Source organism: Novosphingobium sp. BL-S-21 (assembly GCF_055521655.1).
This window is the reverse complement of the sequence record NZ_CM145496.1, coordinates 1,505,162-1,523,266: the sequence shown is the minus strand read 5'-3', so window position 1 is coordinate 1,523,266 and position 18,105 is coordinate 1,505,162. Positions and strand designations below refer to the sequence as shown.

The window sequence follows — 18,105 nt, the reverse complement described above, 5'->3', positions numbered from 1 at the left end:
CGTCCGCTCGTCCCCCTGCCCAGCCTGCGATCCGCCCGAGACACGATTGCCAGCAGAAAGCAGGAAGTCACATGGCCGGCCAGGAAGAAACGAAGGACGAAGCGCTCGCTGAAAAGGCCTATGAGGCTGCAGCGGCGAAAACCCCGGTTGCACCCCTCAAGGCTGCCGACGCGAAGGCGGACGACGCGGCTGAAAAGGCCTCCGATTCCAAGCCCGCCGTCGCTGCGGCCAAGCCGCTTCCCGGCCTGCCGCAGCCTGTGAAGGCTTCGGCGCCGGCTGCCCCGGCTCCCGTATCCAAGCCGGCCCCGATTTCCACGCCGTCGGCCAAGCCGGCTGCCGGCAAGTCGATCAAGCCCAAGGTCGCCCAGTCGGCGATCAAGCCGGCGATCAAGTCAGCTCCGGCCGCCAAGGCTCCCGAGGTCAAGGCACCCGTGGTCAAGACCGCCGCGCCCAAGGCCGCCGCACCGAAGGCCAGCGTAGCCAAGGCGCCTGTCCCGGCCGCCAAGCCGCCGGTGATGGCCAAGCCCGCTCCGGCTGCGAAGGCAGCCAAGCCGGTGCCGGCCAAGAAAGTTGTTCCAGCTTCTTCCGTCTCGGCCAAGGCTGCCACGGCGAAGCCGGTCATCGATGTTGCCACGCCTGCCGCGGCAGCCATGAAGGCGGCAGAAAAGATCGCCGACCCGAAGACGAATACGTTTGCAGGACTGTTTAATCCCTTCATCCTCGAGGAAAAAACGATGGACATTAGCGCTAACTTCGCCGGTTTCCAGGGTGCCGTGACCGAAGCCCAGGCCAAGGCCAAGGCCGCTTTCGAAAAGAGCTCGGTTGCATTCGGCGAAGCCGGCGATTTCGCCAAGGGCAACGTGGAAGCGGTTCTCGAATCGGGCAAGATCCTTGCCGAGGGCCTTCAGGGCTTCGGTTCGGAAATGGTGACCGAAGGCCGTACTGCCTTCGAAACCTTCACCGGTGACATCAAGGAACTCGCAGCGGCCAAGTCGCCGACCGACTTCTTCAAGCTCCAGGGCGACATCATGCGCAAGAACTTCGACAGCGCCGTCGCTTACGGTTCGAAGAACAGCGAAGCCGCTCTCAAGCTCTTCAGCGACACGATGGCGCCGATTTCCGGCCGCGTCAGCGTTGCCGTCGAGAAGGCCCGTCACGTCGCGGCCTGAGCCGCACCGGACGGTCCTGACGGACTTTCCTGACGTCTAGCAGACGGCCGGGTGGATCTCCCACCCGGCCGTTTTGCCGTGGTCGGGACCTGTTCCGTCCTCAAAACTACCCCCGATCTGGACAGGGCATCTTGTTTCCAGGCGCTGCAATACGATATTCTGTCATCATGCTATCTCTCGCTGCCGATTCCAGACTGCCCCGTCCCCTGCTCGCTCGAAGCGCATATCCGTGCCTGTCGCAGGCTCCGGATGCTTCCATCCGTGCGGCTGGCGACCAGGATTCCGACGATGGGGGCAGCCATGGCAACGACGGCGGAACCGATGGCGACGACCAGCTCGGTGTCGCCACAAAGACCCGTGCCAAGCCCAAGAAGCCCAGCCAGTTCAAAGTGTTGATGCTCAACGACGACTATACGCCGATGGAATTCGTCGTCCTCGTGCTCAAGCGCTTCTTCCATATGGATCTGGAGCAGGCGACGCGCGTGATGTTGCACGTCCACCAGAAGGGCGTCGGCGTCTGCGGGATTTTCCCTTATGAAATCGCGGAAACCAAGGTGAACCAGGTGATGGACTTCGCCCGGCAGAACCAGCACCCGCTGCAGTGCACGCTCGAAAAGGCCTGAGCGCTAGCAGATGATCGAGGCCGCCATCGCGGCCCGCACTGCTAAAGGCTTGGACCGAGCCTAGGCCAATGCGCGATCTCTATATCGCACCAGGGCCATAGGGTTCGAACCTCGAGGGCAGCGGCCGTGAATTCGCGCCTCAGCGCTGAATTTCAGACTCTTTCGCCCGCTCGTCGTTCCCGTTCACGGCCTCGCCAAGCCGGATGGCTTGCGCAATGGCTTGCAGCTGTGCGGAAACCAGCGCCGCGGCGATGGAATGGGCGGTCGCTTCGGTCCTGATGCCCAGTTGAGGCACCGTCACACTTGCCCAGTCATGCAAGGGGCTGAGAGTCTCGACCTCATAAGTGACGCCGCGCGGCAGCAGCGTGACCGCGGCGCGTCCGCAAATCCCGTCGTTCAGCAATTGCGTGGCCCGCTCTTCGCGCGCCTGCCAGCAGCAGGCATCGATCGCGCGACCCCAGCGGCCAAGGACCAGCAGTGCCTCGCGCACGATCCTGGGGGCTTCGCCGCGCGTGGCGGCGCGGGCGCGACGGGCGAAGCTCAGCAATTCCCGTTCGAGCAGCGGATCTGCGAAATCGGCGATATTCCGGCAGGCAGCCAGCAGCGCCTGCGCATCAGGTTCTTCCAAGAGGGCAATCTTCTTCGAGGGAGCCAGGGTTTTCGGGGGGCCGAGGCTTCTTTCGGGGGGAGGGTCCGGCGCCCGCATTCGGTGTTCGCGCCATGTGACCGTCTTTCGCCATGCAGGACGCGGCGCCGGGAAGGCAATGGGTGCACGGCGCATGTAACTGTGACATAGGGTGAAACGGCGGCGGTCCCTCAGCCTGGGCCTCCGGTCATTCCCGCAGCTTTCGGCGCGGCCCGGCTCCGGCTGGTCGTTTTGCCGGGGATGACTTTCGCGCAAGGTGGAACCCGGCAAGACAATTCGCTTTGCCCCTAGGCGCCAAGCCGTTAAGGGCTTGTGGAGCACGGTTTTATGACGACGCCCCCGGTGAACCTTTCAGCGTGAAATTCCTCAGCGCCATCGATCGCTACATCTTTCGCCTCGTGCTGATGCCGATGCTCGGCATCTTCGTGCTCGCGGCGTCCCTGCTCGTGCTCGACAAGATGCTGCGGCTCTTCGACTTCGTGGCGACGGAGGGCGGGCCGATCGGCGTCGTCTTCAAGATGCTGGCCAATCTCCTGCCGGAATACGCCAGCCTGGCGATTCCGCTGGGCCTGATGCTGGGAATCCTGCTCGCCTTCCGCAAGCTGGCCACCTCCAGCGAGCTGGACGTCATGCGCGCCGTTGGGCTCAGCTACACGCGGCTCCTGCGCGTGCCCTATATCCTGGCGATCCTGCTGGCGGGGCTGAATTTCGCGATCGTCGGCTATCTCCAGCCGCTGGCGCGCTACTATTACGAGGAACTCAACTACGAGCTGAAATCGGGTGCGCTCGGCGCCTCGATCAAGGTCGGGGAGTTCACCTCGCTCAAGGACCGCATCGCCCTGCGCGTGGACGAAAGCCGCGACAATGGCCGCAGCCTGATCGGCATTTTCGCGCGCGTCGCGAACGAGAAGGGGCAGGTGCTGTCCATTTCCGCGCGGCAGGGGCAGTTCCTCGCGCTCAAGGGCGCGCCGGACACGATCATCCTGCGACTCGACCAGGGCCAGATCATCCAGGACATGCCGGGCAAGCAGCCCCGCGTGTTGTCCTTCACGCGGCATGACCTGCCCATCGAGCTTCCGCAGATCGAGAAGTTCCGCAAGCGCGGCGGCACCGAGCGCGAATATCTGCTGCCCGAACTTGCGAACCTGGGCTGGAACAAGAACCTGCCCAAGGAAGAGCGCATTTCGAGCCAGGCGAATTTCAATTACCGCATGGTCGAAGTCATCATGATGCTGCTGCTGCCGCTGATGGCGGTGGCGCTGGCGATCCCGCCCAAGCGGTCGACTTCGGCGCTGGGCCTGTTCGTCTCGATCGTCATGGTCGTCGCCTATCACAAGGTGAACCAATACGCGGCCGACGTGGCCTCGCTCGGCAAGATGAACCCGATTCTCGGCTTGTGGGGACCTTTCTTCGTCTTCGCCGCGCTGATTCTCTGGATGTACTGGCGCGTCGCCTACGTTCCGGGCGGCCAGGCAATCGGCTGGCTGGAGAAGGGCGCAGAGATCGTCGTGAAGCGTTTCAAGTCGCTGCTCAAGCGCAGCAAGCGCGGGCCGCTCCTGCCCGAACCGGCGGACCCTTCCTGAGATGCAGTTCGAATTCTTCCCTTCGCGCACGCTGACCTGGTATCTCGCGCGGCTGTTCATCACGCGCATCCTGGCGGTGCTGCTGATGCTTGTCCTCGTGCTCCAGATGCTCGATCTGCTGGGCGAAAGCGGCGACATCCTCGCCTATCCCGGCAATGGCCAGGAGCAGCTTCTCTACTACGTGACCTTGCGCGTGCCGCAGCTGATCGCGCGGTTCCTGCCCTATTCGGTGCTGCTGGCGACGATCATCACTCTTGCCACGCTGAACCAGAATAGCGAAGTCATCTCGATGAAGGCCGCGGGGCTTTCGGCGCATCAGGTGCTGGCGCCGCTGATCCTGACGGCGCTGGCGATCTCGCTGGCCAGCCTCGCCTTCAACGAGCGTGTCGTCACCCGGTCCACCGCCACCCTCAATGCCTGGCAGGCGGTGAAATACGGGCCGATCCCAAAGGACCCCGGCGTCAAGGCCAACCTCTACCTGGCGGACGGGCGGGACCTGCTGTTGGCCTCCAGCCTGGAGGGCCAGAACGACCGCATGGTGCTACGCGGGGTGACCTATTACCGCCGCGATGCCAACGGGATCATCGTCGAGCAGCTGCGGACCGACCGCGCGGCCTTCGCCAATCCGGGCTGGCGCTTCGAGAATGCCACCCGTTTCGACGTGGCGACCACGAGCACCACCAAGCTGGTATCCGCCACGGTCGCCCCCGGCATCACGCCGGCGAAGATCATGATCTCGAACGTCGATGCCGATTCGGAGAACCTGTTCCAGCTTTCATCCTCGATCGAGGCGATGAAAGTGGCCGGGCGGCGTACCAGCGAACTGGAGGCGGCATGGTGGCACAAGCTCTCCGGGCCGTTCTCCTCGATGCTGATGCCGCTACTGGGCGCGGTTGCGGCCTTCGGCCTGGCGCGTTCGGGCCAGCTTCTGATTCGCGCCGTGATCGGCATGGCGCTGGGCTTCGCCTACTTCGTGCTCGACAATGCGGCGCTGGCGATGGGCAATTTCGGCGGTTATCCGCCGCTGGTCGCGGCCTGGGCGCCTTTCGTGCTCTTCGCCCTCATCGGCGAGACGGTGCTGATCCGCACCGAGGAATAGACCCCGGGATCGCGATCCGCTCTTCCGGACAAAACAAAAAAGGGCCTGCGTTTCCGCAGGCCCTTTTTTGTTGTCGAATTGTCGTGGGCGCCGTCAGCGGCTCCGCATGGTGCTTTCGATCAGGCGGCCGACCAGCGGCAGGAGGCCGGGGTAGTTGGCCTTGGCATATGTCGAATCGGTGCCGAGATGCCGGGCAAGGCGGCGGTGAGCCTCTGCCAGCGAGTGATAGGGCACTGATGGCAGCAGGTGGTGCAGCGCGTGGTAGCGCAGGCCCACGGGGGCCCAAAGCTCCGAGAAACGGGCCGGCGGGGGCACGTTCACCGAATCGAGGTACTGCGCCGTCACCGTCATGGCGTCGCCGTCGTTCTCCCAGAGGTGAGCGACGAGGGTGCGGACCTGGTTGAGGAAGGCGGTGAGCGAAACCACGCAGAGCGCGATCAGCAGGGGCCGCCAGCCATAGGCATAGCTCGCCGCGAGCACCGAGATCGCCCAGACCGAGCAGCCCAGTTCCTGCCAGAACACCATGCGGGCGAAAGCGCCTTCGGGCGGACGGCGGCTGAACTGGGGGTTGATGGCCAGCGCCGAGGCGCGGCCCCATACGAGCTTGCGCAGCGGCGGGATCACGGCGCCGAGCGGTATCAGCACGGCCGAGCGAATCAGCAGCGCCACCGGCAGCAGGATCGCGGTGAGCGCGAAGACCGGCAGGCTCCATGGCTTCATGAGCGCCAGGGGCAGGTATTCCGGGTCTTCCACCGTGCCGTAGCGGGTGCGGGTGTGGTGGATCGTGTGAACCCCCTCATACATCAGCGAAGGGATCAGCATGGGAATGCCGACCAGCACGTTCCAGGCGAAGCGGAAGCCGGGCAGGGCATCGCGGTGGATATGGGTCAGTTCGTGGATGAACAGCAGCGCGCGATAGAGCGCCAGGGCCGAAAGCAGGCCGAAAGCCGCGCTGGCCCAGACGCCGTCGACGAGAATCGCGGCCGCCAGCGCGGCATAGCCGACCGCGGCCGAGGCCAGCATGTCCGGCCAATAGATTTCCGGACGGGCGTGCGAGATGTCGCGCGTCAGTTCCACCGCGGCGCGCAGCATCGCCTTGTCGTCGGGAATGTCCGACGAACGCGGGCGAGCCGCTTCTCTGGCGAAAGCGGCCGGACGGGTCGCCGAGGGCGACAGATCGATGGCTTCCTGGGCAGTCATACTCTTCAAGTCCAAAGTCCCCGGGCATAAACGGCCCGCTGCGTGTGTTGTGGGCGGCCCTGCCACGCGGTCCGGCTTGACAAGGTGCCGGGACCGACCGCAGGTCGCGATCCAGCAATTCCCATAAAGCGGAACAAAGGCAGGATCGTGGCCAAAGCCGAACTAGTCATCACACCCGTGTCCAGCAAGGCCGACAGGAGCGCCTTTGTCGATTACGCTTATCGGCACAATGCGTCAGATCAAAACTGGGTGCCGAACTTGCGCTCGGAAGAGATCTCCAAGTTCACCCCGGGCAAGAATCCCTTCTGGGACCATGCCCGCGGCCAGCTTTTCCTCGCCAAGCGGGGCGATCTCATCGTTGGACGCATATCGGCCCACATCGATGAACTGGCGCTGAAACAGCCGGCGGAGCAGGGCATGGGTCCCGGCACCGGCAATTGGGGCGCGATCGAGGCCGAGGACGAAGACGTCGCCAGGGCCCTTATCGCCGCGGCCGAACAGTGGCTTCGCGAAGAAGGCATGACCCGCGTCCTGGCGCCGATGAACCTTTCGGTATGGGAAGAGCCGGGCCTGCAGGTTAGCGGATTCGACCATGCGCCGATGGTGATGATGGCGCACCACGATTCGGCCTATCAGCCGTGGATCGAGGGTGCCGGATACGACCGGGTGAAGACGCTCTACACCTACGATATCGACGTGCGGAAGGAATATCCGCCGCTGATCCAGCGCATCATTTCCTCGGGCGAGAAGAACGCCAAGATCCGCATCCGCGAGGTCGATCCCAAGCGGTTCGACGAGGAAGCGGCACTGATCTGCGACATCCTCAACGATGCCTGGTCGGACAACTGGGGCTTCGTGCCCTTCACCGACCGCGAGATCGAATATACCGGCAAGGCCCTGAAGCCGCTGGTCCATCCCGAACTGATCCGCATCGCCGAATATGAAGGCGAGCCGGTGGCCTTCATGATGACCTGGCCGGACCTCAACCAGGCGCAGAAGCGTTTCAACGGACCAAAGGGCAAGCCGTCGATCCTGGGACTGATTCGCCTGCTGCTCTGGCTGCGCAAGCCCAAACCGGCCGACATGCGCGTGCCGCTGATGGGCGTGCGCAAGAAGCTGCAGTCCTCGCGTCTCGCCAGCCAGCTGGCTTTCATGATGATCGAATATATCCGCCGTGCGGCCGTCAGCAAGTTCGGCGCCAGGCGCGGCGAGATCGGCTGGGTGCTGGAGGACAACCAGGGCATGGTGGCCATTGCCGGCGCCATCGACAGCAAGATGAACCGCGAATACGCGATCTACGAAAAGGCGCTCTGAGCGGCGCGAGCGGCGCGAGGGGCCCTGGGGGGGCGTTCGGACGGGAGCGATCCGGGCCGCGACTTCGGTCGCGCCCGGATCCTGCCCCGGTCAGGGTTGCGGGGAAGGCTGCGCGGCTGCGGCCTCGACATCCGCTGCGGCCGCCGCGGCGGCATCGGCAGCCGTGTCTTCCGGCAGTGCCGCCTCGCTGGCACTGCTGCTGGTCGCGGACCGGCCGCTGCGCGTTTCGGCCACCGGCGCTGCCATCGGCGATTGCGAGCGGACCGTATCGTACGGCAGCATGTCGTCACTCACCGAGCGCGGCAGGATCTTCGCGCCGGTAGCCGCATTCTGGGCCGGAGCCTCCTCCTTCTTGCAGGCGCCGAGCGACAGGCAGGCGGAAGCGGCGAGCAGCAGGGTCAGCCTGGTGGCGTGGCGGGCCGGGGTCATGCGGGCTTCTCCGGGGGGCAGGGGCGGTCGAGCGCCGCAAGAAAGGCAGGGGCGCGGGCGATCAGCGCCTCGTCCCAGGTTTCGAATTCGACCTGGCGGCCAAGGCGGGCGAGGCTGGTGACGCCGAATTCCTCGATCCCGCAAGGTACGATGCCAGTGAAATGCGCGAGGTCCGGCCGGATGTTCACGGCGAATCCGTGCATCGTCACCCATTTGCGGATGCGCACGCCGATGGCGCCGATCTTCGCTTCGCGGCCGTCGACATCCTGAGTCCAGATGCCGATGCGGCCTTCGCTGCGGAAGCTGTCGACACCGAAATCCTGGAGCGTGTCGATCACCCAGCCTTCGAGGCCATGGACGAAGCCGCGCGCATCGCGTGCCCGCTTGCGCAAGTCCAGCAGGACATAGGCAACGCGCTGGCCCGGCCCATGGTACGTGTAGCGCCCGCCGCGTCCGGCCTCCACCACTTCGAAGCGGGGATCCAGCAATTCGCCGGCCACCGCGCTGGTGCCGGCGGTATAGACGGGCGGATGTTCGAGGAGCCAGATCAGTTCGCGCGCCTCTCCGGCGGCGATGGCAGCATTGCGCTCGGTCATTTCCTCGAGCGCGGCGCGGTAGGGCACCGGTTCGGCGCTGACGCGCAGTTCGATATCACCCGGAAGCGTGGAGGGAACAGTCATGCCGCGTTGCGTGGCGTCATTCCCTGCGGTTATCAAGTCACTTTGAGGGTCGTCTTTCACTTCGGCTCTCACTTGGCCCCTCATTTGGCGGCATCAGGAGCAGTTATGAAGTTCGACAGCAACAGGGCCTGGAGCCAGGCGTCCCAGGCGGTCTCCGCGAACAGGGAGGTTGTCCTGGCGCTGGCGGGGGTGTTCTTCCTGCTGCCGCAGCTGGTTTTCGCGATCTTCTTTCCGCAGCCGGACATGGGCACCGGCATGAACGAGCAGCAGGTCATGGCGGCGGTGAAAAGCTATTACAGCTCCATCCTGCCGATCATGATTCCCATCGCCCTGCTTCAGGCGCTGGGCACATTGTCGCTGCTCTGCCTGCTGGACACCGACCGTCGGCCCACCGTGGGGGAAGCCATCCGGGCGGGCGTGAAGGGGCTGGTGCCCTATCTGGTCGCGCAGATCGTGATCGGCCTGGCGCTGGGGCTGTTCGCCCTGGTCGTCGCGGGAGGCCTCGGCGCGGCGGGCGGCGCGATCGGCGCCACCATCGGCCTTTTCCTCGCGCTGGTGCTGGGTCTCGTCATCTTCGTGCGCTTTTCGGTGACGGCGCCGGTCGTGGCCGTGGAGAAGACGCTCAACCCGATCTTTGCCCTGGGCCGCTCGTGGACTCTCACAAAGGGCAATACGGCGCGGCTCCTGGGCTTCTATGCCTTGCTGATGCTGGCGATGATCGTGCTGATGATCTTCGGCAATATCCTGACCCTGCCGGTCACGCTGCTGGCCCCCGGAGAAGTGGTGCGGGTGGTTGCGGCCATCGTCGAATCGATCATGGCGACGATCATGGCGCTCTATTTCGTGGCGGTCGTGGCGCAGGTCCATCGCCAGCTGGCGGGCAGGGGCGAGGAAAGCCCGGCGCGGCCTTTCGAATAGGACCGCCAAGCGAATCGCGCCGGGTCTGGGTCGATCCGGCCCCGGCGCGTTCGGACCCCCGGCGGATCGGGACGCACAACGAAAAAGGCCGGCGCTGGGCGCCGGCCTTTTTCATATAGGGAGACGTGAGAAGGCGTCAGCGCCTGCTCAATCCTCGTCCTTCCAGCCCCAGAACAGGAAGCAGGGCGGGACGTTGATCGGCTCCATGCCGTTGTCGATCCGCTTGAAGTGGCGCGCCATGAATTCGCGCGCCTTGGGCGTGAACTGGTAGACCAGGAACGCGCCGCCCTTGCGAATGACGCGGTAGGTGGCGGAAGCGATCGCCGGGCCGACGCCGTCGGGCAGCGTCGAGAACGGGAGGCCGGACAGGACATAGTCCGCCTTGTCGTGGCCATGGGCACGCACGATGTCCTCGACATCGGCCGCCGAGCCGAGCACCGCGATGAAGCGGCTGTCGGTGATGGTGCGGCGCAGATAGTCGATGAACAGCGGGTTGGTGTCGATCACGATCAGCTGGCCGTCGCGACCCAGACGGTCGAGCACCGGGCGGCAGAACGTGCCGACTCCGGGGCCGTATTCGACGAAGAGCTTGCAATTGGCCCAGTCCACCGGGCCAAGCATGCGATTGATCGTGAAGCGCGAGGACGGAACGATCGAACCGACCATCACGGGATTGCGCAGGAAGCCTTCGATGAACACGCCCCAGGGTCCAAGGCTATGTTTGATCTTCCGCTTGATCCGCTGGGGCAGCGCCTCTCGGGCAAGCTCGGTACTGGTCATGCTGGAGGAAGCTCTCGCTTTTGTTGTCGTCCGGCGAAGGGCGATTCGGTGACAGATCGAGGCCGACAATGCAAGCGAGCGTCGGCCAATGTTACGTGGGGATTACAGAATCTCGTGGACCTTTTCCTGAGGACGACAAAGCCTGGCGCCCCTTTCGGTTTCCACGAGGGGACGTTCGATCAGCGCCGGCTCGGCGGCCATGGCCGCTAGGACGGTGGCATCGTCGGCATCGGGAAGGCCGCGCTCGGCCGCATCGGTGCCGCGCAGGCGCAGGCCCTGCTGCGGCGTGATGCCGGCATCGCGGTAGAGTTGCGCCAGCTTTTCCGCCGAGGGCGGGGTCTTGAGATATTCGATCACCGCGACCTCGACGCCCGGCGTTTCCTCAAGGACGGCCAGGGTCTTGCGCGAAGTGCCGCATTTCGGGTTGTGCCAGATGGTTGCCTTCACGGGCGCTTCTCCTGTTGTGCCTGGGATGTCGGTGTGGACGCCGGTTTCAGGGGCGCCATGGCCGGAACCGCCCGCGCGGCATCCCGCGGGGCGATGCCGGGGGCCGGGGCGGCGCTGATGGTTTCCTCGCGCCGCATGACCCGGCCGGCGCGCTGGACGGCGGCGACGAGGCGCGGATAGACGCCGCACCGGCAGAGATTGGGGAGCGCCTCGCGAATCTCCGTCTCGCTGGGATTGGCATTTCGGGCGAGCAGCGCGACGCCGCCGATGACGATGCCGGGCGTGCAGAACCCGCACTGGATCGCCTGTTCGGCAACCATGGCCTGCTGCATCGGGTGCGAGCGGTCGGCCGAAAGCCCTTCGATGGTGGTGACGAAGCGCCCCTCGCACTCGCCCAGTGTCACGAGGCAGGCGCGCAAGGCGCCGCCATCGACCAGGACCGTGCAGGCGCCGCAGTCGCCCACGCCGCAGCCATATTTCGTGCCGGTCAGATTCGCTCCGTCGCGCAGTGCCCAAAGAAGCGGGGTCTGCGGGTCCATGGCGATTTCGACCGGGTGATCGTTGACGGTCAGGCGCGGCATCCGGCCTCCTTATGCGTGCAGGCGCCGCTGCGCCAGTGCGCGCCGTGCGACGGGCCGGTGCTCATGCACGGCCTGTCGTGCCGATTGCGAATCGCGCCGCACCGATCGCCCTCAACGAAGCGCCACGCGCAGACCCGCCCAGAACGTGCGCGGGGTACCGAGATCGATCGAGCCGTCCTGGTTGCGGGTGACGATGGTCTCGTCCGTCAGGTTCTCGGCGCGCAGGACCACGGAGACGGGACCGGCCACGGGCAATTGCACATAGCCGTCCAGCGTGGTCGCGGCCGGAAGCACGTATGTTTCCAAATCGTCCTCGTACTGCGCGCCGACATGGCGCAGCGTCGCCGCCAGGCGCCAGCCCTCGCGCGGGAGCCAGGCGAGCGTGGCGCTGGCGGCGAATTTCGGGGTCTGGGCGGGCCGCAGGCCGTCGAGATCGGGATCGTCCGCCCTGACCTTGGCGTCGGTCCAGGCCAGCGAACCGTCGAAACGCACCGTGCCGAGATCCAGCGCCGCGCTGGCTTCCAGCCCGCGTGCCTGGACCGCGTTCACGTTCTGCCGCTCGCGCGTGTTGGTGGCCACGGTGACATTGGCGACGGCATCCTTCACCTTGTTGTCGAAGGCGGTGAGCGACAGGGTCAGCGCCGCAAGCGGCTGGATGTCGATCCCCGCTTCATAACCGCGCAGGCGTTCGGGCTTGAGAGCCGCATTGGCCTCGGTGGTGACCGGGAAAACTACGAAGGGGCGGTAGAGTTCGTTGAGCGTGGGCAGGCGCATGCCGGTATAGGCCGCGGCGCGCAGGCTCACGGCCTTGTCGGCGTGCCAGACCAGACCGGCGCGGCCGTTGCCCATCCAGCCGGAGCGATTCGCATAGGAATCGTTCTCGGTCACGGCGCCGGTGGGGCTGACCGAGCGGTAGAACCCGTTGCGGATCGTCCAGCGGTCGGCGCGGCCACCCGCGGTGAGCACGAGCTTGCCCAGGGTCCAGTCGTCCTCCGCATAGAAGCCGAGGTCGGACTGGTTGCCGCCGGCGCGGCGCACCGCCGTGAAGGCGCCGCTGGCGTTATAGGGCAGTTCCAGCAGCTTGCCCTCGGTCAGGCGCAAGTCGCTGCCGATTCGCAGGACGTGATGCTCGCCCACCGGCGGGCGCAGTTCGGCCTTGCCGCCGATGGCCGTGGTGGGGGTGCGATGCTGGTCGAGCGTCTTGCGATAGGTGCTCGAACTGATGACCACGTTCGAGAAGTCCTGCGCCTGAACGTAGCCGATCACGTCGAACTGCCACGCGCCCCGGCCGACCAGCCGCAGCGAGGCCTGCTGGCCGTCCGAGGTGGAATCCGCCCCCTTGAAGCGGAGCGTGCGCGCATCGCCATAGGCCAGCGCGGCGGCCTGCAGTTCCACCGTATCGCTCATCGGCGCGACGGCGCGGAGCGAGGCGGACCAGCTATCATAGGCGGCGCGGGCGGAAGCGGGGACGCGCTGGTCGCGGGGCGTGGTCCAGAAGCCTTCGCCCCGGTCCCACTGCACGCTGGCGACGAGGAAGCCCGCGCCCAGTTTCGGTGCGACCGTGGCCGAAGCCTGGGTCTCGCCGCGATCGTTGACGAGCGCCGAGCCCTGGAACATGCCGATCTGGTCGGGACCCGCACTGGTCATCTCGATGGTGCCTGCCACCGCGCCCGACCCGAAGGCGCCCGATCCGCCGCCGCGCGTCACCCGGATCGCGGAGAGCCGCTCGGGTGCGATGGCGCTGAAGGGAATATAGCCGAAGAACGGGTTCGCGATCGGTACGCCGTCCAGCAGCACGAGCGTGCGGCTGGAGGCATTGCCGCCCAGCGCGCGCAGCGTGGCGCCTTGCGAGGAGGGATTGGCCGAGCGGCTGTCCGAGCGGCGGAACTGCGCGAAACCGGCGACCGCGTTCAGCACGTCCTCGATCCGGCCCGACGCGCTGGAAATCACCGCGTCGCGCTCGATCGTCTCGACATCGTAGGCCGGGGTGGCCGGTCCCGATTCGAGGCCGTGTCCGGTGACGACGATCGGCGTGCCGGGCGTCTGGCCGGCGTCGGCGGCCTCTTCGGCCATGGCGGGGGCAGCGAACAGGACGGCGCAGCCCGCCAGCCATGCGGCGCGGTGGTGAGGACGGGTCACGTCAGGCGGGATCGATCGCGAGCACGACCGGCTCCAGTCCCTCGACGCGGCCTTCCAGCCGGTCGCCCGGCGCGACGGGGCCGACGCCGGCAGGGGTGCCGGTGTAGATGAGGTCGCCGGGGGCTAGGTGATAGAGGCGGGAGAGGTCGGCGATCAGCTCGGGCAAGCTCCAGATCATCTCGGAGAGCGGGGCTTCCTGCTTCGTCTCGCCGTTCTTCGCGAGCGAAATGCGCTGCTCGCCCGGCTGGCCGAAGGCATCGGCGCGGGTGATCGGGCCGATGACGGCGCCGTTCTCGAAGTCCTTGCCGGTATCCCAGGGATAGCCCTTGGCCTTGGCGGCGTTCTGGAGGTCGCGCCGGGTCATGTCGAGGCCGCAGGCATAGCCGTAGACCAGGTCCATGGCCTGTTCGGCCGCCAGTTCGAAGCCATGGCCGCCGATGGCGACGACGAGTTCCATCTCGTAGTGGCAGTCCTGCGTGCCGGGCGGATAGGCGATGGCCGTGCCGGAATGGCAAAGCGCGGCCGGGGCCTTGGTGAACCAGATCGGCGCCTCGCGGTCCACGGCATTGCCGAGTTCGCGCGCATGGGCGGCGTAGTTGCGGCCGACGCAGAAGATGCGGCGCACCGGGTAGCGGGCTTCTTCCCCGAGAACGGGGACGGCGGGGACTTCGGGCAGTTCGAACAGCAGGCTCACTCGCGATTTCCTCCCTTGCTTGGCGGCGAGGCATAAAGCGCGATTCCCGCCGGGAAAAGTGCAAGCGGCTTGCCGTCCCCTGCGAAGGGCTTACATTTGCCCCTGTGACCGAGAAACAATTCCTTGCCGGGCGACTCCTTCTGGCGATGCCGGGCATGTTCGATCCCCGCTTCGACCACAGCGTGAGCGTACTTTGCGTGCATGACGAGAACGGCGCACTGGGCATCGGCATCGGCCGGCTGCGCGAAGGCGTCCGCTTCCACGAAATCCTCGACGAGCTGGGCATCGACCCTGGCGTCGCGCCGGATTGCGAAGTGCACGAGGGTGGGCCGGTGGAGCCGGGGCGCGGGTTCATTCTTCATTCCACCGAATGGGGCGGCAGCGATACGATCGAGGTGCATCCGCTCTGCGCCTTGTCTGCCTCGATGGATGTGTTGCGCGCGATCGCCGAGGGGCGGGGGCCGGAGCGCTGGCTGATGTCCCTGGGCTATGCCGGCTGGGCGCCGGGCCAGCTCGAAGGCGAGATGCGGCAGCACGGCTGGTACGCGGCCGATCCGCATCCGGAGATCCTGTTCGATACCGCGGTGGATGACCGCTGGACCGCGACCTGGCGGGCCGAGGGTATCGATCCCGCGCTGCTGTCGAGCCAGACCGGCAGCGCCTGAGCATGGGATGGCGCGGCCTGATCCGCGCCGTTCCCGTATCAGGTGCCGTATCAGGTGCCGGGTAAGGGCCTGACCGGCCGGCTCGTCAGCGCCGAAAGATCTTCCGGGCGATCGATGTCGAGATGGATCGCGGCATCGTCGCTCTCCACGAACACCACATCGTCGAGTCCAAGCCGCAACCGGTCCCGCAGCAACCGGCCAGCGCCCTGATCGCCCGTAAGCGCGGCGATTTCGGGAAACAGGCGGGAAGACAGCAGCGCCGGATGACCGGGCCGGCCGCCGTGACGGGGCAGGGCGGCAACGCCCCCTCCGATCGCCGATGCCAGTTGCGATGCCGTGCCGTGAGGCACGCGCGGCATGTCGCCCAGGAACACGAAGACCTGCTCGGCCTCGTCCAGCGCGGCGATTCCCGCCTTCAGCGATTCGGACAGCGCGTGGCTGTCGATCCGCAGCACGTCCACCGGTGGTCCTTCCGGCCAGGCGCCGCAGTCCAGCCCCGGCCGCGCCACGACGAGGACGCGGGCCACCGGCGCGGCGCGGGCGGCGCGGATGGCATGGAACAGCAGCGGCTCGCCATCGAGCGGGGCCGAGAGTTTGTCGCCGCCGAACCGGCGCGAGGCCCCGGCGGCCAGCACCAGTGCCGCCAAAGTGCCGGGGCGCTTCACGCGCGCTCGTGGGCGGGGTTCAGCGCCTGCATGATTTCCGCGACGATCCCGGTGGCCACTTCCCAGGGCGATTTGCCGAGCCCGGCGACGCCTGGCGAAAGGTTTAGCCTCGCCAGTTCCCCGGGCGTCGCGCCTGCCGCTTCCAGCGCGGCCAGACGCGCCCCGGCGCGGGACCTGGCGCCGATCATGCCCACATAGCCGGCCCCGCCCCGGAGCGCAGCAAGGCAGCCGCCGAGGTCGTGATGATCCTCGTGCGTGGCGCCGAGATAAGCGGTCCAGCGGTCCACCCCCAGCTCGGCCAGTGCCGCTGCCGGCTCGGTGCGCAGATAGCGGGAGACCGCGAAGGGCGGCGGTTCGTGCGGGCCGTCCGGGCGCAGAAGGATCGTCTCGAACTGGGAAAGCGCGGCCAGTTGCGCCGCGGCCAGGGCGCCGGGGTCGCCGCCGGAGACGATCAACCGGCGCGGCGGATCGTAGCGGCGCGCCAGCGAGAACGGGGCCTCGTGCAAATCGAGCAGGGGGCCGCGGTCCGGCGTGACCTGCTGCGTCTTGCCGTCGCTGTGCCAGCGGCAGGCGCTGCGCGCTTCGGCATGGTGCAGCACATCGCCGGCCGCGGCCGAGTCCGGCGCGAGCCGCTCGACCAGGACGTGGAGGGCGCCGCCGCAGCGCAGGCGAATGTCGATCCAGGGGCTGCCCGCTCCGTAGTGGAGATGCCGGGGCATGCCGTCCGCCAGCACATGCGCGGCATGGCTGGCGACATCGCCTTCGATGCAGTCTCCCGAGAAATAGCCGCTGGCGGCGATCGCCTCTTCCGGTCCGCCCGGCTCCACGAACAGCATCTGCGCGCCGGGACCGCGCGGGGCGCTGCCTTCTACTTTGTAAAGCGTGGCGAGGGCGGCGGGGCGGCCGCGGCGGCGGGCTTCCGCCAGCGGCGCGCGGATATCGTCCACCCAGCCGAAGAGCGGCCAGTCCGCGCCTTCGATCTCGCCGCTCATGGGATCATCCCAGTGTCGTCATTCTGCTGCCGCCGCCGGGCGCGCCCGTGTTTCGACATGGTCGCCGACCAGCGGGGCGATGACCAGCCGGTGCAGGATACGGCCGACATCCGCGGCGCTCTGGTCCTGGCCCTTGGTGAGCCACCAGGCGAGAATGTCGATAGTGGAGCCGGTGCCGTGCACCACGCCCAGATCCTGCGGCAGCCAGTCGGCCGGGCGGGCCACGCCTTCGATCAGGCCGCGCGCCTGGCGGATGAATTCGTCGCGCACGATGGCCGCCGCGCCGCCGCCCAGGAGGGCAGACCACAGCGCCTTGTGCTCGCCGACGTAAGTGCAGAGCGCCAAGGTGGATTCGTAGCTGTTGGCATTGTGAAGGAGCGGGATGGAGAGCGCCAGCAGACCGGCGATCTCCTCGGAGGCGACATCGCCCAGCAGTGCTTCCTTGGTGGGGTAGTGCCGGAAGAAAGTGGCGTAACCGGTTCCCGCCCGCGCCGAAATCTCGCGGATGGTGATCTGGTCGAAGGCCTTTTCCTCCAGCAGGCACAGCATGGCTGCGTTGAGCGCCTTGCGTGAGCGCACCTGCCGCGCATCGGTGGGCGCGTCTTTCCTGAATCCCGCGAGATTTCCGTCCATGAACGACCCGTAACACCCTGCCTCAAGGGTGTCTAATCCACCGCACCCGACTTCGGTATGGCGGATTTCGGCATGCCGTGATGAACGGGATTCAGTATTCGCCGATTCGGTCCGCGAAGAGCAGGCGGCCGCCCGAAAGGTGCCAGAGCGCCTCGTTGAAGTCGGTATTGCTCATGGCGAAGCAGCCCTCGCTGCGGCCGAGCTTGCCCCACTTCTCGATCATGGCGGCATCGACGTACCAGGCCGGATGCATCACGATCGCGCGTTCCAGCGCCATCGAGTTGTCGTTGTCCAGCCCCTTGAGGCGGATCGAGGTGCCGTACTTGCCCGAATACCACTCGCAAGTGAGGAAGGCCCCGCGCGAGGTGGCTTCGGAGCCGGGCATGTTTGAAAAGCTCTGCAGCCAGCCGCTGTGCATCGGGTCCGACCCGCGGCCATGGGCAAGCAGGAACGAGCGCACGGTGCCCGCCTCGATATTGGCGAAATGAAGACGGGGCTTCCAGGAGGGCTGGGCGAAATCGGCGATGCCGACCAGGTCATGGCGCCAGATCTGCGTGCCAAGGCGCTGCACCTGGCGGGATGCCACGTCCAGCACGCGGCGCTGGTAGGGCGTAAGGGCGCTCGGCACCGCGCCCATGCCGATCGGAGCTGCTCCCGCAGGGCCGATTTGCACTCCGGCAGGACCGATCTGTCCTGTCGCTGTTCCTACCAGATTTTCTGCTGCCAGCACACGCGATGGCAATGCAAGGCTTGCGCCTGCCACCAACCCGCCCATGAGGACAGCACGCCGACCCAACGTCTGTTCCATACTGGTAAGTTAACCTAATCGCGGGGAACTTTCCAGCGCG

The 18,105-nt window shown here is 66.7% G+C and carries 20 protein-coding genes; 7 read left to right on the top strand and 13 right to left on the bottom strand.

Annotated elements, in window-relative coordinates; genetic code table 11:
- The first annotated feature begins 71 nt into the window (after window positions 1-71).
- Both ACZ1J6_RS15575 and clpS read left to right on the top strand, forming a co-directional pair.
- On the top strand, window positions 72-1,169 hold the full coding sequence (locus ACZ1J6_RS15575) for a phasin family protein (RefSeq protein WP_465127461.1): 1,098 nt from the start codon (window positions 72-74) through the stop codon (window positions 1,167-1,169).
- A 167-nt stretch (window positions 1,170-1,336) separates the two neighbouring features.
- Window positions 1,337-1,792: an ATP-dependent Clp protease adapter ClpS gene (gene clpS, locus ACZ1J6_RS15570; RefSeq protein ID WP_465127460.1), complete on the top strand. Its 456-nt coding sequence runs from the start codon at window positions 1,337-1,339 to the stop codon at window positions 1,790-1,792.
- 139 nt (window positions 1,793-1,931) lie between these two features.
- Here clpS and ACZ1J6_RS15565 read toward each other — a convergent pair whose 3' ends face one another.
- Window positions 1,932-2,498 (bottom strand): hypothetical protein, encoded by a 567-nt coding sequence (locus tag ACZ1J6_RS15565; protein WP_314464766.1) that lies wholly within the window; start codon window positions 2,496-2,498, stop codon window positions 1,932-1,934.
- A 296-nt stretch (window positions 2,499-2,794) separates the two neighbouring features.
- Between ACZ1J6_RS15565 and lptF the strand changes: the two genes are divergently transcribed.
- Both lptF and lptG read left to right on the top strand, forming a co-directional pair.
- Window positions 2,795-4,021: an LPS export ABC transporter permease LptF gene (gene lptF / locus ACZ1J6_RS15560; protein WP_132265104.1), complete on the top strand. Its 1,227-nt coding sequence runs from the start codon at window positions 2,795-2,797 to the stop codon at window positions 4,019-4,021.
- Between the two features lies 1 nt (window position 4,022).
- Window positions 4,023-5,120: an LPS export ABC transporter permease LptG gene (gene lptG, locus ACZ1J6_RS15555; protein WP_314464763.1), complete on the top strand. Its 1,098-nt coding sequence runs from the start codon at window positions 4,023-4,025 to the stop codon at window positions 5,118-5,120.
- Between the two features lie 93 nt (window positions 5,121-5,213).
- On the opposite strand, the gene ACZ1J6_RS15550 is transcribed toward lptG, so the two are convergent.
- Window positions 5,214-6,320, bottom strand: a complete 1,107-nt coding sequence (locus ACZ1J6_RS15550) for a fatty acid desaturase family protein (protein ID WP_465128253.1) — start codon at window positions 6,318-6,320, stop codon at window positions 5,214-5,216.
- Between the two features lie 147 nt (window positions 6,321-6,467).
- Here ACZ1J6_RS15550 and ACZ1J6_RS15545 point away from each other — a divergent pair, with 147 nt between their 5' ends.
- Window positions 6,468-7,634: a GNAT family protein gene (locus tag ACZ1J6_RS15545; protein ID WP_132265107.1), complete on the top strand. Its 1,167-nt coding sequence runs from the start codon at window positions 6,468-6,470 to the stop codon at window positions 7,632-7,634.
- 90 nt (window positions 7,635-7,724) lie between these two features.
- On the opposite strand, the gene ACZ1J6_RS15540 is transcribed toward ACZ1J6_RS15545, so the two are convergent.
- Both ACZ1J6_RS15540 and lipB read right to left on the bottom strand, forming a co-directional pair.
- The gene (locus tag ACZ1J6_RS15540; RefSeq protein WP_134095236.1) at window positions 7,725-8,063 is read right to left on the bottom strand and encodes a hypothetical protein; all 339 of its coding nucleotides are present in this window, start codon (window positions 8,061-8,063) and stop codon (window positions 7,725-7,727) included.
- Window positions 8,060-8,743 (bottom strand): lipoyl(octanoyl) transferase LipB, encoded by a 684-nt coding sequence (lipB, locus tag ACZ1J6_RS15535; RefSeq protein WP_132265110.1) that lies wholly within the window; start codon window positions 8,741-8,743, stop codon window positions 8,060-8,062. Before lipB ends, ACZ1J6_RS15540 begins: the two co-directional genes overlap by 4 nt.
- A 105-nt stretch (window positions 8,744-8,848) precedes the next feature.
- Here lipB and ACZ1J6_RS15530 point away from each other — a divergent pair, with 105 nt between their 5' ends.
- Window positions 8,849-9,661, top strand: coding sequence for a DUF7847 domain-containing protein (locus tag ACZ1J6_RS15530; RefSeq protein ID WP_134095237.1), 813 nt, complete (start codon window positions 8,849-8,851; stop codon window positions 9,659-9,661).
- A 147-nt stretch (window positions 9,662-9,808) separates the two neighbouring features.
- On the opposite strand, the gene ACZ1J6_RS15525 is transcribed toward ACZ1J6_RS15530, so the two are convergent.
- The 5 genes from ACZ1J6_RS15525 to ACZ1J6_RS15505 all read right to left on the bottom strand — a co-directional run bounded on the left by ACZ1J6_RS15525 (window position 9,809) and on the right by ACZ1J6_RS15505 (window position 14,302).
- Window positions 9,809-10,441, bottom strand: coding sequence for a class I SAM-dependent methyltransferase (locus ACZ1J6_RS15525; RefSeq protein ID WP_132265114.1), 633 nt, complete (start codon window positions 10,439-10,441; stop codon window positions 9,809-9,811).
- Window positions 10,442-10,543: 102 nt separating this feature from the next.
- Window positions 10,544-10,888, bottom strand: a complete 345-nt coding sequence (gene arsC, locus ACZ1J6_RS15520) for an arsenate reductase (glutaredoxin) (protein ID WP_132265116.1) — start codon at window positions 10,886-10,888, stop codon at window positions 10,544-10,546.
- On the bottom strand, window positions 10,885-11,469 hold the full coding sequence (locus ACZ1J6_RS15515) for a (2Fe-2S)-binding protein (RefSeq protein ID WP_465127459.1): 585 nt from the start codon (window positions 11,467-11,469) through the stop codon (window positions 10,885-10,887). The genes arsC and ACZ1J6_RS15515 overlap by 4 nt, the downstream gene beginning before the upstream one ends.
- 111 nt (window positions 11,470-11,580) lie before the next feature.
- Window positions 11,581-13,542: a TonB-dependent receptor gene (locus ACZ1J6_RS15510; protein WP_465128252.1), complete on the bottom strand. Its 1,962-nt coding sequence runs from the start codon at window positions 13,540-13,542 to the stop codon at window positions 11,581-11,583.
- 67 nt (window positions 13,543-13,609) lie between these two features.
- Window positions 13,610-14,302 carry a fumarylacetoacetate hydrolase family protein gene (locus ACZ1J6_RS15505; protein WP_132265119.1) on the bottom strand — a complete coding sequence of 231 codons (693 nt, stop codon included), beginning with the start codon at window positions 14,300-14,302 and terminating at the stop codon, window positions 13,610-13,612.
- 146 nt (window positions 14,303-14,448) lie between these two features.
- Between ACZ1J6_RS15505 and ACZ1J6_RS15500 the strand changes: the two genes are divergently transcribed.
- Window positions 14,449-14,967: a YqgE/AlgH family protein gene (locus tag ACZ1J6_RS15500; protein ID WP_431568360.1), complete on the top strand. Its 519-nt coding sequence runs from the start codon at window positions 14,449-14,451 to the stop codon at window positions 14,965-14,967.
- 50 nt (window positions 14,968-15,017) lie between these two features.
- Here the strand turns inward: ACZ1J6_RS15500 and ACZ1J6_RS15495 are convergent, their stop codons facing one another.
- The 4 genes from ACZ1J6_RS15495 to ACZ1J6_RS15480 form a co-directional block, all read right to left on the bottom strand.
- Window positions 15,018-15,632 (bottom strand): nucleotidyltransferase family protein, encoded by a 615-nt coding sequence (locus tag ACZ1J6_RS15495; protein WP_465127458.1) that lies wholly within the window; start codon window positions 15,630-15,632, stop codon window positions 15,018-15,020.
- The gene (locus ACZ1J6_RS15490) at window positions 15,629-16,624 is read right to left on the bottom strand and encodes an XdhC family protein (RefSeq protein ID WP_132265125.1); all 996 of its coding nucleotides are present in this window, start codon (window positions 16,622-16,624) and stop codon (window positions 15,629-15,631) included. Before ACZ1J6_RS15490 ends, ACZ1J6_RS15495 begins: the two co-directional genes overlap by 4 nt.
- An 18-nt stretch (window positions 16,625-16,642) precedes the next feature.
- Window positions 16,643-17,257: a TetR/AcrR family transcriptional regulator gene (locus ACZ1J6_RS15485; RefSeq protein ID WP_132265127.1), complete on the bottom strand. Its 615-nt coding sequence runs from the start codon at window positions 17,255-17,257 to the stop codon at window positions 16,643-16,645.
- Window positions 17,258-17,348: 91 nt separating this feature from the next.
- Window positions 17,349-17,894: a murein L,D-transpeptidase catalytic domain-containing protein gene (locus ACZ1J6_RS15480; protein ID WP_243654168.1), complete on the bottom strand. Its 546-nt coding sequence runs from the start codon at window positions 17,892-17,894 to the stop codon at window positions 17,349-17,351.
- Window positions 17,895-18,105 lie beyond the last annotated feature (211 nt).